Annotated in this window: 14 protein-coding genes and 1 rRNA gene; 2 read left to right on the top strand and 13 right to left on the bottom strand. The window is 63.7% G+C overall.

What is annotated here, in order from left to right; all coding sequences use genetic code 11:
- Positions 1–97: ribosomal RNA gene (locus ACFWCF_RS13695) — 16S ribosomal RNA — on the bottom strand; the annotation flags it as partial.
- Positions 98–897: 800 nt separating this feature from the next.
- Here ACFWCF_RS13695 and ACFWCF_RS13690 point away from each other — a divergent pair.
- Positions 898–1,128, top strand: a complete 231-nt coding sequence (locus tag ACFWCF_RS13690) for a hypothetical protein (RefSeq protein WP_378562042.1) — start codon at positions 898–900, stop codon at positions 1,126–1,128.
- A gap of 136 nt (positions 1,129–1,264) precedes the next feature.
- On the opposite strand, the gene murA is transcribed toward ACFWCF_RS13690, so the two are convergent.
- On the bottom strand, positions 1,265–2,527 hold the full coding sequence (gene murA / locus ACFWCF_RS13685) for a UDP-N-acetylglucosamine 1-carboxyvinyltransferase (protein ID WP_378562039.1): 1,263 nt from the start codon (positions 2,525–2,527) through the stop codon (positions 1,265–1,267).
- 57 nt (positions 2,528–2,584) lie between these two features.
- Here murA and ACFWCF_RS13680 point away from each other — a divergent pair, with 57 nt between their 5' ends.
- Complete coding sequence (locus ACFWCF_RS13680) at positions 2,585–3,157, top strand: cob(I)yrinic acid a,c-diamide adenosyltransferase (RefSeq protein ID WP_378492937.1); 573 nt, start codon at positions 2,585–2,587, stop codon at positions 3,155–3,157.
- A gap of 9 nt (positions 3,158–3,166) precedes the next feature.
- On the opposite strand, the gene ACFWCF_RS13675 is transcribed toward ACFWCF_RS13680, so the two are convergent.
- The 11 genes from ACFWCF_RS13675 to ACFWCF_RS13625 form a co-directional block, all read right to left on the bottom strand.
- The gene (locus ACFWCF_RS13675; protein WP_378492936.1) at positions 3,167–3,589 is read right to left on the bottom strand and encodes a DUF2550 domain-containing protein; all 423 of its coding nucleotides are present in this window, start codon (positions 3,587–3,589) and stop codon (positions 3,167–3,169) included.
- Between the two features lie 50 nt (positions 3,590–3,639).
- Positions 3,640–4,005 carry a F0F1 ATP synthase subunit epsilon gene (locus ACFWCF_RS13670; RefSeq protein ID WP_378492935.1) on the bottom strand — a complete coding sequence of 122 codons (366 nt, stop codon included), beginning with the start codon at positions 4,003–4,005 and terminating at the stop codon, positions 3,640–3,642.
- A gap of 6 nt (positions 4,006–4,011) precedes the next feature.
- The gene (gene atpD, locus ACFWCF_RS13665; protein ID WP_378492934.1) at positions 4,012–5,460 is read right to left on the bottom strand and encodes a F0F1 ATP synthase subunit beta; all 1,449 of its coding nucleotides are present in this window, start codon (positions 5,458–5,460) and stop codon (positions 4,012–4,014) included.
- Between the two features lie 6 nt (positions 5,461–5,466).
- A complete protein-coding gene (locus ACFWCF_RS13660) occupies positions 5,467–6,441 on the bottom strand; it encodes a F0F1 ATP synthase subunit gamma (RefSeq protein ID WP_378492933.1) in 975 nt (324 codons plus the stop codon).
- Positions 6,442–6,489: 48 nt separating this feature from the next.
- The gene (atpA, locus tag ACFWCF_RS13655) at positions 6,490–8,133 is read right to left on the bottom strand and encodes a F0F1 ATP synthase subunit alpha (protein WP_378492932.1); all 1,644 of its coding nucleotides are present in this window, start codon (positions 8,131–8,133) and stop codon (positions 6,490–6,492) included.
- A gap of 60 nt (positions 8,134–8,193) precedes the next feature.
- A complete protein-coding gene (locus tag ACFWCF_RS13650) occupies positions 8,194–9,009 on the bottom strand; it encodes a F0F1 ATP synthase subunit delta (protein WP_378492940.1) in 816 nt (271 codons plus the stop codon).
- A 5-nt stretch (positions 9,010–9,014) separates the two neighbouring features.
- On the bottom strand, positions 9,015–9,578 hold the full coding sequence (locus tag ACFWCF_RS13645) for a F0F1 ATP synthase subunit B (RefSeq protein WP_378492931.1): 564 nt from the start codon (positions 9,576–9,578) through the stop codon (positions 9,015–9,017).
- 13 nt (positions 9,579–9,591) lie between these two features.
- The gene (locus tag ACFWCF_RS13640; RefSeq protein WP_378492930.1) at positions 9,592–9,843 is read right to left on the bottom strand and encodes an ATP synthase F0 subunit C; all 252 of its coding nucleotides are present in this window, start codon (positions 9,841–9,843) and stop codon (positions 9,592–9,594) included.
- Between the two features lie 90 nt (positions 9,844–9,933).
- Positions 9,934–10,782: a F0F1 ATP synthase subunit A gene (gene atpB, locus ACFWCF_RS13635; protein ID WP_378492929.1), complete on the bottom strand. Its 849-nt coding sequence runs from the start codon at positions 10,780–10,782 to the stop codon at positions 9,934–9,936.
- Positions 10,783–11,042: 260 nt separating this feature from the next.
- Positions 11,043–11,465 (bottom strand): hypothetical protein, encoded by a 423-nt coding sequence (locus tag ACFWCF_RS13630; RefSeq protein WP_378492939.1) that lies wholly within the window; start codon positions 11,463–11,465, stop codon positions 11,043–11,045.
- Between the two features lie 77 nt (positions 11,466–11,542).
- Complete coding sequence (locus ACFWCF_RS13625) at positions 11,543–12,754, bottom strand: MraY family glycosyltransferase (protein ID WP_378492928.1); 1,212 nt, start codon at positions 12,752–12,754, stop codon at positions 11,543–11,545.
- Positions 12,755–12,763: the final 9 nt, after the last annotated feature.

Below are 12,763 nucleotides of genomic sequence, written 5' to 3'. Positions count from 1 at the left end.
ACTAATCCACCCAGCAAGCTGGGCATCATCGTTCGACTTGCATGTGTTAAGCACGCCGCCAGCGTTCGTCCTGAGCCAGGATCAAACTCTCCGTTAAAGACTCATAATCAAAACCCCGAAGGGCCGATCAGTCAAAGACAAAAGAGCCAAACCACTAGCATACAAAACTCAAACTAGCTCAAACACTGATCTCTCACAGACGGAAGAATGTGATGATCAGCAACAACCACCCACAAAAGCGGGTGGCCGCACCAAATAATATTGGCACTGACATTCATCGGCACACTGTTGAGTTCTCAAAGAACACGCACACACCGTCGATCCCGGACGATTGTCCGCTTTCTCGGGGGCTACTTGTTCGGTCTCGCAACCACTTTGGGAAGTGGTGCGACCTCCAACCTTACCAGAAGATTGACGGCCGGTGAAACTTTCAGGCGTTTGCGTCCAACCTCGTTGTCCCTGACCTTGCAGTCCGGGTCGGTGTCCGTGTCGCTCTGACCTGGATTAAGTTACGCGACTGTGAACACAGCGCCAAATCCGCTGGTCGGAAGCCCTTTTGCTGCCGTTTCCGCAGGTCGCAGCCGACCCGCCCATGCATTCAGAGCAAGATCATGATTCGTGACGCGCAGCACAGCAGGGCTGCGCGTCACACCCGAAGGGTTGTCGGCGACCGAATCATGCGCTGAGGCAGCGTATTTCGACGATCAACGCACGTGGCGAATCCACCGATGCCGGAGACCGCGCCGGAACGCACCACACCTCTGCCCGGAGAAAGCCCAGGAGACCCGAGGTCCTCGTGCGATCTCTTCCGTTTCGTCCTATTGCCGTTTCGTCGAACCGCACGCTACGAGCGACGACCGTCGTCGGATATCCCGGAACTCTGGGAGACCAGGACTCATGGCTGCGTATCTCTGGCCCACGACCGACCCGGTTACGTGTGTCGGTGCGTCACCGATCGCGACGGTTCCGGACCTCACACGCCTGCCGCGACTTGTCCGCCTCCGCTATCTCACTCCACAGCACAGGTGGACCTCCCTCGTGCCGGCTCGTAGCGCGATGTGGACCGAAGAGCTCCAACCGATGGGCATATCCGATGCGATGTCGGTGCTGTTCGATCCCGACCTCTAGTCGTACTCCGCACTACCGGCGGGCAGGCCGATCGCAGTCACTGCGAGGATCGAGGAGATTTTCGCGAAGACAGGAGTCCACAGCCGCGGCGCGCTGGTTGCCCTCGCAGTTCGGGGCAGCGGCGGGTGGGCGGAGATCAGTCCGCGCTGCCGACTCGCTCGATGGTCCCGCCGAGCTCGGTCAGGATCTCCACGAACCTCGGATATCCGCGATCGATGTGGTAGACGTCGTGGACTTCGGTCACCCCGTCGGCACACAGACCCGCGAGTACCAGCCCCGCACCCGCACGGATATCGGATGCCCACACCGGTGCACTCGACAACTCTTCGACACCTCGTACCACCGCGTGGTGGCCGTCGGTACGTGCGTCTGCACCGAGCCGAATCATTTCCTCGACGAATCTGAAGCGGGCTTCGAAGACGTTCTCGGTGATCATCGACGTTCCGTCGGCCACGGCGGCAAGCCCGATCGCCATCGGCTGGAGGTCGGTCGGGAACCCGGGGTACGGCAGAGTCGCAAAGTTGACCGCGCGAGGCCTGTCCTTCTGGACGACGTGGAATCCGTCGGCGTGCGGTGTCACCTCAGCACCCGCTCCGCGAAGCTTCTCGAGGACCAATGCGAGGTGTTTCGGATTCACGCCGCGGACCATCATCTCGCCCCGCGTCATCACAGCAGCGATCCCCCACGTCGCCGCGACGATGCGATCGCCGATGCATCGGTGCGTCGCAGGCTTGAGCGCGGACACTCCCACGATATGGAGGGTCGTGCTTCCTGCACCGGAGATCCGGGCACCCATCTGCACCAGCATGTTGCACAGATCCACGATCTCGGGCTCACGTGCCGCATTGTCGATCGTGGTCTCCCCTTTGGCCAGAACAGCGGCCATGAGGATGTTCTCGGTCGCACCCACCGAGGGGAACGCCAACCGGATCGCCGCGCCGTGGAGATCGTCGGCCTCGGCCACGACACATCCGTGCTCGATCGTGCTCCGCGCACCGAGGAGCCGAAGCCCGGTCTGGTGCATGTCGAGGGGACGTGAACCGATCGCGTCTCCACCTGGAAGCGCGACGACCGCACGCCGGCACCGAGCGACCAGCGGACCCAGTACGCACACAGAAGCACGGAACTGCCGCACCGCAGCGAAATCAGCGTGGTACTCGGGTTGTGCAGGCGTCGTGATGCTCACTTCGTCGCCCTCGAGTACAACCTCGCAGCCGAGTCCGCGCAGCACCTCGGCCATCAGCGGGACGTCGAGGATGTCGGGGCAGTTCGTAATCGTGCTGGTGCCCTCGGCGAGGAGTGCCGCTGCCATCAGTTTGAGCACACTGTTCTTGGCACCGCCGACAAAGACGTCACCGACCAGCCGGCCACCACCGGTAACAAGAAAGCGTTCACTCACAACGACACAGCGTAACCAGGTCACTCGGAGGACGCCGGAGCCGGTACCGTGGCGGCCATGGCTGTCCACCTCACAAGGATCTACACCCGCACCGGCGACGACGGAACTACGGGCCTCAGCGACTTTTCCCGAGTGTCGAAGAACGATGCCCGGCTGGTCGCGTATGCCGACTGCGACGAGACGAATGCGGCGCTCGGTGTCGCGCTTGCACTCGGGACGGTTCCCGATCGCGTGGTCCCGGTGATCCAACAGATTCAGAACGATCTGTTCGACGCAGGCGCCGACCTGTCCACGCCGGTCGTGGAAGATCCGAAGTACCCGCCGCTGCGAATCACTCAGGAGTACATCGACCGGCTCGAACGCTGGTGCGACGAATTCAACGAAGAGCTCGAGCCGCTCAATTCGTTCATCCTGCCCGGTGGAACTCCGGCTGCAGCACTCCTGCATACGGCCCGCACCGTGGCTCGCCGTGCGGAACGCGCGGCGTGGGCCGCCGTTGATGCTGCACCCGATGACACGAACGTTCTTCCCGCGAAGTACCTCAACCGTCTGTCGGATCTACTGTTCATCCTCAGCCGAGTCACGAATCCGGACGGCGACGTCCTCTGGAAGCCGGGTGCGGGCGCGTAACGTCTCGATTCACCCGAGGCGGCGGCGCTGCGAACGTTCGTCAGGCCTGGATTCGAGCCAGGACAGGAACGCTGTTCGCGCGCCGCTGTCGAGTGCCACCTCGTAGATGCTGCCGCTGTCGACGATCTCGAAAACGACGATGTCGTCGGTCATGATGTCGAATTCGGTCCCCTGCGGAGCACGACGGGATCGCACATCGATGCCCTGACGACTCATCCGCGAGTCGGGGCCCGGCTTGATGCTCGACAGTTTGTAGAACACGAGCGTGTTCTCGCCGTAGCGGATGATCCCGTGTCTCCAACCGGAACCATCGGCGCGAGGCATGACACGGACGATGGCGGCGGTACCACCGCCGCGCAGTTTGGTGAAACGAAAGAGAAAAGCCGCGACGGAGGCCGCGAGCAGCACCACCAGGATGATGAGAACGATCATTCCTACTGACACTGCTCGTCGGCTCCGTCGCGGCTTTCCTGTTGTCTTACTCAGGCCCGCTCGACGGCCCGCAAGCGACCCTTGGCCACCGCGATCTCGGCGTCGTCCTGACTCTCGGCCAGAACGGTCTTGGCCGCTTCGACATCGATGGTCTCCACCAGATCAGCGGATTCCGCCAGTACGGTCACGGTCGTCGCGGTCACCGAAAGGAACCCGCCGTGCACCGCAAGGACGATGCGCTCGCCGTTGACGGTCTTGACGGACACGACGCCGCCCTCGATCAGCTGGCCGAGAACCGGCTCGTGACCGGCCATGACGCCGATCTCACCTTCTGTGGTCTGGGCGGTGACCAGCGTCGCCTTCCCGGACCACAGGCGCTCCTCGACAGCGACGACGTCCACGGTCATTTCAGCCATCGGGGCCTACTTCCCGGCGATCTTCTTGGCTGCGGCCTCGACATCGTCGAGTCCACCGCAGCTGTTGAACGCCTGCTCGGGCAGGTGATCGAACTCGCCCTTGCAGACGCGGTCGAATGCCTCGATGGTGTCGGCCAGCGGCACGACGGAGCCCGGCTGACCGGTGAACTTCTCTGCGACGATGAAGTTCTGGCCGAGGAACTTCTGAAGACGACGTGCACGGTTGACCGTGACCTTGTCCTCTTCGGAAAGCTCGTCCATACCGAGGATGGCGATGATGTCCTGCAGTTCCTTGTACTTCTGCAGGATCCGCTTGACCTCGTTGGCGACACGGAAGTGATCCGCACCGACGATGCCCGGCTCCAGGATGCGCGAGGTCGACGTCAGCGGGTCCACAGCGGGGTAGATACCCATCTGCGAAATCGGACGCGAGAGCTCGGTGGTCGCATCGAGGTGCGCGAACGTGGTCGCGGGCGCCGGGTCGGTGTAGTCGTCGGCGGGGACGTAGATCGCCTGCAGCGAGGTGATCGAGCGGCCACGGGTCGAGGTGATGCGCTCCTGGAGCTCACCCATCTCGTCCGCCAGCGTCGGCTGGTAACCCACGGCGGAAGGCATACGACCGAGAAGGGTCGACACCTCGGAACCGGCCTGGGTGAAACGGAAGATGTTGTCGATGAACAGCAGGACGTCCTGGCCCTGAACATCGCGGAAGTACTCCGCCATGGTCAGTGCGGACAGGGCGACGCGCATACGCGTTCCCGGCGGCTCGTCCATCTGGCCGAAGACAAGGGCGGTGTCCTGGAGGACGCCCATCTCTTCCATTTCGAGGTGGAGGTCGGTGCCCTCACGGGTGCGCTCACCGACGCCGGCGAACACCGACGTACCGGAGAACTCACGCGCGATACGGGTGATCATCTCCTGGATCAGAACGGTCTTGCCGACACCGGCACCACCGAACAGACCGATCTTGCCGCCCTTGACGTACGGAGTCAGCAGGTCGATGACCTTGATGCCGGTCTCGAGGATCTCGGTCTTACCTTCGAGCTGATCGAAGGCGGGGGGCTTGCGGTGGATGCCCCACTGCTCGCCATCGCGACCGAGGCCCGGGGTGTCGAGGCAGTCGCCGAGGGCGTTGAACACGTGGCCCTTGACGACGTCACCGACGGGAACCGAGATCGGCTTGCCCGAATCGACGACTGTGGCGCCGCGGGTGAGTCCGTCGGTGGGCTGCATCGAGATGGTGCGCACCAGGTTGTCGCCGAGGTGCTGCGCAACCTCGAGGGTCAGCGTCTTGGCCACCGACGGGAGGGCGACCTCGGACGTCAGGGCGTTGAACAGGGCGGGTACGGCGCCACGCGGGAATTCCACGTCGACGACGGCGCCGATGACACGGACGACGCGCCCGGCCAGGGCCGACGCCGCACCGGCGTTGTTATCGGTAACTGCTGCGGTCATTGTGGTTCAGTCACTTCCTGCACTCGAGGCGAGCGCACCGGCACCGCCGACGATCTCGCTGATTTCCTGGGTGATCTGGGCCTGGCGAGCCTGGTTCGCCTGACGGCTGAGGGTGTTCACCAGTTCCGTGGCGTTGTCGGTTGCGGCCTTCATCGCGGTACGACGGGCAGCCGACTCGGAGGCCGCCGCGTCCAGCAGCGACGCGAAGATACGCGTGCTGATGTACTTCGGCAGAAGCGCGGCAAGGAGCGTCCCGGCTTCCGGCTCGAAGTTGTAGTCGGGCTGAGGCCCCTCGGCGCGACGACCGTCGGTGAGCATGTCTTCGCCCAATTCGATCTCGTCCTCGGTGACGCTCACCTCGAGAGGCGCCATGCGACGCACCTCGGGGGTCTGGGTCAGCATGGACACGAACCGGGTGTAGACGATGTGGAGCTCGTCGACGCCCTCGATGGTGCCTTCTCCGTTGGGAGCGGGAACCTCGGAACCGGAACCGGCCATGAACAGCTCGACCAGGTGCCGGCTTGCCTTCGCGGCGTCGGTGTACCGAGGCTCCTGCGAGAAGCCGGTCCACGCGCCCGCGACCGCACGATCGCGGAATGTGTAGAACGCCAGACCTTTACCGCCCAGCACGTACAGCACGGGCTCTTTGCCCTCGCTGATCAGCAGCTGACGCAGCTCCTCCGCCTCCTTGAGGACGTTGGAGTTGTAACCGCCGGCCATACCGCGGTCGCTGGTCACGACCAGGACTGCGGCGCGTTTCGGGTTCTCGCGCTCGTTGAGCAGGGGGTGATCCAACGACGCAGACGCACTTGCCAGTTCCGAGAGGACCTTGGTGATCTCCTCGGCGTACGGCTTGGATGCTGCCACTCGGGCCTGGGCCTTCGTGATGCGCGACGTCGCGATCAGTTCCTGCGCCTTGGTGATCTTCTTGGTCGAATTGACCGACTTGATCCGCGAGCGGAGTTCACGCAAGTTCGCCATTCGTCGATCACACTCCCTTCACTGGACGCTGGGTCATGGTCTCCACGCTCACTTGCGGACGGAGGTGCGCTTGATGGAGACCTGCTCCTGCTCGACCTCGTCGGCTCCGAGCGTCTCGGCCTCGGGGTCGTTCACGACGCGGCTGCCGTCGGAGGCGATGAAGCCTTCCTTGAACTTGTCGGTCGCGGCCTTGAAGGCATCGGCCGACTCGTCGGTCAGGGCCTTGCCACCGGCAATCTGCTCGTAGGCGCCTGCAGCGTTGCGGTGCAGGTCTTCGAGGAGCTCTGCTTCGAAACGACGGATGTCACCGACCGGAACAGAGTCGAAGACACCTTCACCGGCGAGGTAGATCGACACGATCTGGTCCTCGACAGCGATCGGCGAGTACTGGTCCTGCTTGAGCAGCTCGACGAGTCGCTGGCCGCGCTCGAGCTGAGCCTTCGAGGCAGCGTCGAGGTCGGAGGCGAAGGCCGCGAAGCCTTCGAGCTCACGGAACTGCGCGAGTTCGAGACGCAGCGAGCCGGAGACCTTCTTCATGCCCTTGGTCTGTGCGGCACCACCGACACGGGAGACCGAGATACCGACGTTGATCGCCGGACGGACGCCCTTGTTGAAGAGGTCGGACTCGAGGAAGACCTGACCGTCGGTGATGGAGATGACGTTGGTCGGGATGTATGCCGAGACGTCGTTCGCCTTGGTCTCGATGATCGGCAGAGCCGTCAGCGAGCCGCCGCCGAGTTCGTCGGACAGCTTGGCGGAACGCTCGAGGAGACGCGAGTGCAGGTAGAAGACGTCACCGGGGTATGCCTCACGGCCCGGCGGGCGACGCAGCAGCAGGGAGATGGCACGGTATGCCTCGGCCTGCTTGGTGAGGTCGTCGAACACCACGAGGACGTGCTTGCCCTGGTACATCCAGTGCTGGCCGAGAGCCGAACCGGTGTAGGGAGCGAGCCACTTGAAGCCTGCCGAGTCGGACGCCGGAGCCGCGACGATGGTGGTGTATTCCATCGCGCCGCTCTCCTCGAGGGCCTGCTTGACGCCCGCGATGGTTGAGCCCTTCTGGCCGATAGCGACGTAGATGCAGCGAACCTGCTGCTTCGGGTCGCCCGTCTCCCAGTTCGCCTTCTGGTTGAGGATCGCGTCGATGCAGACGGCGGTCTTGCCCGTCTTGCGGTCGCCGATGATGAGCTGACGCTGTCCGCGGCCGATCGGGGTCATCGCGTCGATGGCCTTGATGCCGGTCTGGAGCGGCTCCTCGACGGGCTGGCGCTCCAGCACCGATGCGGCCTGCAGCTCGAGGGCGCGGGTCTCGTCGGCTTCGATGTCGCCGAGGCCGTCGATCGGCTGACCGAGCGGGTTCACGACGCGTCCGAGGAAGTTGTCGCTCACCGGCACCGACAGCACGTCGCCGGTCCGCTTGACTTCCTGGCCTTCCGCGATGTCCTGGAAGTCACCAAGGATCACGGCACCGATTTCGGTTGCCTCGAGGTTGAGGGCCACGCCCAGCACGCCACCGGGAAACTCCAGCAGCTCGTTGGCCATCGCCGACGGCAGACCGCTGATGTGCGCGATGCCGTCACTGGTATCGACGACGACGCCGACCTCCTCGCGGGAGGCCTCCGGGGAGTAGCTCGCGGTGTAATTGTCAATCGCGCTACGGATCTCGTCGGAGGAGATCGTCAGCTCCGCCATGTTCTTCCTGCTCTCGGTATCAGGTCTTCGAAAAGATCTAGGTGTGTGTTCGGAAGTGGACTACGTGAGGCTCTTGCGTACTGCCGCGAGTCGCCCCGCTGCCGTACCGTCGATGACCTCGTCGCCCACCCGGACGACCAATCCACTGAGAAGCGCGGGATCGACCTCGACGTGCACCGTCACAGGCTTCCCGTAGACGCGGGTCAGCGTCGCGGCAAGCCGGCTCGACTGCTCCGCGTCGAGGGCAACCGCGCTGCGCACGTGGGCAACGGCCCGGTCGCGCTGCGTTGCGGCAAGTGCAGACAACTCGTCGAACGTGTCGGCCGGGGACGCCTTCAGGCGACCCACCGCGTGCACGGCGAGAGTCGAGGTGATGGCCGTCGACTTGCCGTAGAGCAGGCGCGAGAGGAGTTCGCGCTTGGCCTCCACCGACGTGTTTCGGTCGGAAAGTGCCTGCTCGAGCTCGCCGTTGCCGGAAACGATGCGGCCGAGCCGGAAGAGCTCGTCCTCGACGGTGTCGAGCTGGTCCTGGTTCGCTGCTGCCTTGAGGAGGGCCTCACGACCGAGCTGCACGAGCGAGTTGGTCAGGTCGGATTGCGCCGACCAGTCCTTGCCCACCGCGGCTTTCACGGTCGCGAGAGTCGAGGCCGAAACCTTGCTCCCGAAGACCTGCTCGGCCAACGTCTCACGAATGGCCGCGGGGGCCGAGGCGTCGGCCAGCGCACCACGAAGGGTTCGCTGACTGTCGAGCGCCTCGACCACCGAGAGCAGTTCCGAGCCGGCCTGAGCCGCAGCGGCAGTCTCGGCACCCGAGCCCAGGGCGGACTGCAGTGCGGACCGCGTATGAGCGAGTGCCTCACGGCTTGCTGCGTACATTGTGCTCACTTTCCGGATGCAGAGTCAGCGCTGAGGGAGTCGAGTTCGTTGAGGAACCGATCGATCGAACCGGCACGCTTGACGTCATCGGCGAGAGCCTCACCGATGATCTTCTCGGCAAGATCTACCGAGCTGCGACCGAGGTCGCTCCGGAGTTCGGCCACGATCTGCTGACGCTGGGCCTGCAGCTGGTTGTGACCGGCAGCGACGATACGGTCGCTCTCCTCCTGTGCCTGAACCTTCATATCGGCGATGATCTGCTGGCCCTGCGTGCGGGCCTCCTCGCGGATCTGTGCGGCCTCGGTCCGGGCTTCGGCGAGCTGAGCGCGGTACTGCTCGAGCGCCTCCTTCGCCTCTGCCTGGGCTTCCTCCGCCTTCTTGATGCCGCCTTCGATCAGCTCCGAACGCTCGTCGAGCACCTTCTGGAACATCGGAAGTACGTACTTCCAGAAGACGAAACCGACGATGATCAGGGCGACCAGCGACCAGACGATGTCGTACGTCGCGGGCAGGAGGGGATTGGGGATCTCCCCTTCCTCTGCCGCGAGAATCAGGATGCTGTCAGCCATGGTGGTCGTCGAATCAGAAGATGAAGCCGGCAACGATGCCGATCAGGGCCAGGGCCTCGGTGAATGCGATACCGAGGAACATCGTGGTGCGCAGCTGTCCGGCCATCTCGGGCTGACGGGCCATGCCCTCGATCGCCTTGCCGACGACGATGCCGATGCCGATGCCGGGGCCGATGGCGGCGAGGCCGTAGCCGACCGCACCGAGACCGCTGATCGTGGTCTCCTGCTGGGCGATGACGTCTGCTGCCTGAAGCGCAACGCTCATTGGTGTTCCATTCCCTTTCTTGTGGCTCGGCCCCGGGGGTCGGCAACCGAGTCAGTCTGTGTGTATCTGTCGGTCGTGCTGGCCGGCGAGCTAATGCTCTTCGGCGTGCAGTGCCATGTCGATGTACACCGCGGTGAGCAGCGCGAAGATGTAGGCCTGCAGAACGATCACGAGGAGCTCGAAGAAGGTGAACGCGATGCCGCCGATGACGGAGCCGATGCCGAACACCTTCATGATTCCGTCGGAATCGAAGAAGAAGAATTGCGTGGCGCTGAAGAACAGCACCAGCATGATGTGGCCGGCCAGCATGTTGGCCATGAGACGAATGGTGAGGGTGAACGGCCTCAGGATGAAGGTCGAGACGAACTCGATCGGGACCACCAGCAAATGGAGAGCCGGCGGCAAGTTCGGAACGACGATGCTGCTCTTGACGTAACGGAAGAATCCGTACTTCTTGATGCCCACGTAGTTGAACACGATGTAGGCGAGCGCGGCGAGGACGATCGGCATACCGATTCGTGCATTCGACGAGATATTGATGAACGGGATGACCGCTGTCAGGTTCAACCCGACCACCAAGAAGAAGATGGTGACGATCACCGGAAGGAATCGACGTCCTTGTTCCTTACCGAGGATGTCCTCGGCGATATGGATCCGGACGAAGTCGAGCATGATCTCGGCGACGTTCTGAACGCCGCGGGGCACGATCTTCGGGCTGCGCATCGCCAGAACGAAGAACAGCGCAACGATCACTGCCATGGCGACGCGGATGATCATCAGCCGGTCCATCTCGAAGGGGGTACCTTCGAACAGGACTGCCGGTGGGAAAAAATCAGCTAGTGACGGCGCGTGGAATTCTCCGGCTGCCAAGGTGGTGACGCTCAGCGCTCTCTCCCGTAGTCGGCCGCAGGCATTGCCGTCTGCGGGTCGATCGGACATTGACGATCCAACAAGTCGACCAGGTCGGCTCGCGTGTGCGCCAGTGCTCCGAACCGCAAATCACGGTTCTGCTTCTGCCGTTGTCGGCGACTCTCGTCGACTCGGCGGCCATTTGAACACGACCGCCTACCAAGTGACAACTGCTCGCGCTCACCCAGTAGGTGCACACAGTGCCACTCGCGTAGGCCTCACACTATCAACAGTTCTACGACAGTGCGTAGGTGGGGCACACGCTGCGAAGTAATTGACAAGCGAATCTACTACTGCGTGTCGTTTCCAGTAGTTTCGTTGCCGCCGGACGAGTGAGGCTCGACGTACAGCGCGCGTTGCGACAGCACACCGTAGGTTTCCGCCCCCAGCACGATGATCAACGCGAACACGATGGTCAGAACCAACGCGCCCTTGTCGTAGAAATCGAGCGGCTCGAGGAGAACCATGACGACGATCGCCAGAATGAGCTTCAAGAGCCACGTTCCGAGCAGAACAGCGCCGGCCGTCATTGCAGGCAGCTTCGCCGTCAAGAGCACACCCAGCGCGGTGAACAGGATGAATCCCCCGCCGACAGCCGCTCCGATCAGCGCCCCCCACACTCCGGGGAGGCCGACGACGAGGTAGCCGATCACCGACGCGACCACGGTGAGGGCGAGCAGACCCAGAGCGCCGTAGCGGACCGCTGCACGCATCGGGGCCGCCGAGTCGGGCAGCGCTGGCAGGATCGGATTCGAGTCGGACTGATCAGAAGAGCTCACGATCATCGAGCCTAACGGACGCGTTTGCGGGGTCCGGGTCGGCCGCCGCCACCGCCGCCGTCGTCGTGGTGCCGAAGCGAGGGCACCGCCGTGACGACCAGAGCGAACACCAGTCCACCCGCCGTCAGGAGCACCACGGCCGTCCGGTCCAGTAGAGAAGACCCCACCGCGCCGAATGCGAGGACACCGACCCACAAGTACAACAGCAGCACGACCCTGCGGTGGGAATGACCGATCTGCAGCAGTCGGTGGTGCAGGTGCATCTTGTCCGGGCTGAACGGGCTCACACCCGCGCGGGTACGACGGATGATCGCGAGCAACAGGTCGAGGATCGGAATGAACGTCACCGCACCCACCAGGATCAGCGGAGACAACAGACCGAGCAGATCTCGGGAACCGTAGGCACTGAGAGAGATCCGGCCGGACGCACTGGTCGAGACGGCCGCGAGCATCAGGCCGATCAGCATCGATCCCGAGTCGCCCATGAAGATCCGGGCGGGCTGGAAATTGTGGGGCAGAAATCCGAGACAGGCGCCCGCGAGCGCGGCAGCGATCAGCGCGGGCGGATACGCCGAGACGTCGCCGCCCTGATCGAGCAACAGACCTACCGAGAAGATGCAGATCGCCACCGCGGCGATCAGACCCACACCCGCTGCGAGACCATCGAGACCGTCGACGAAGTTCATCGCGTTGATCATCACCGCGGCCACTGCGACGGTGATGAGGCCACCCTGAAGCTGGTCGAGCACGAGAGTGGAGCCGTCGAACGGGTTGTAGATGACGATCCAGCTGATGCCCATCACGACGAGCACTCCGGCGGCCGTGACCTGGCCGACGAATTTGGTGAGTGCGTCGAGCCCCCACCGATCGTCGATGATGCCGACGAGAACGATGATCGTCGCCGCCACCAGCGTCGCCCCCATATCGGGGGTGAACTCGAAACCTCTTGTCAGAGCGGGGAGTTGCTGCGCGAACAAGATTCCGACGACGAGACCGAAGTAGATCCCCACGCCGCCCATCCGAGGTGTCGGCGTCACGTGGACGTCACGGTCGCGAGGCTTGGCCACCGCCCCGAACCTGGTCGCGAGGATGCGGATGAGCCCCGTGGACAGGAACGTCACCACCGCCGCGGTGAGGAGGACGAGAAGCAACTCTCGGATCGGTACCCCGGCGCCCTGCCCTGATTGGGCGAGCACCACGGCCGCTGAGTCGACTGAAGTCACGAACTCCTG

The sequence above is a fragment of the Rhodococcus sp. NPDC060090 genome (genome assembly GCF_042729855.1).
In the GTDB taxonomy this organism is placed as follows: domain Bacteria; phylum Actinomycetota; class Actinomycetes; order Mycobacteriales; family Mycobacteriaceae; genus Rhodococcus.
Note: the sequence above shows the minus strand (reverse complement) of the source record. Positions and strands in the feature narration are given on the sequence as shown.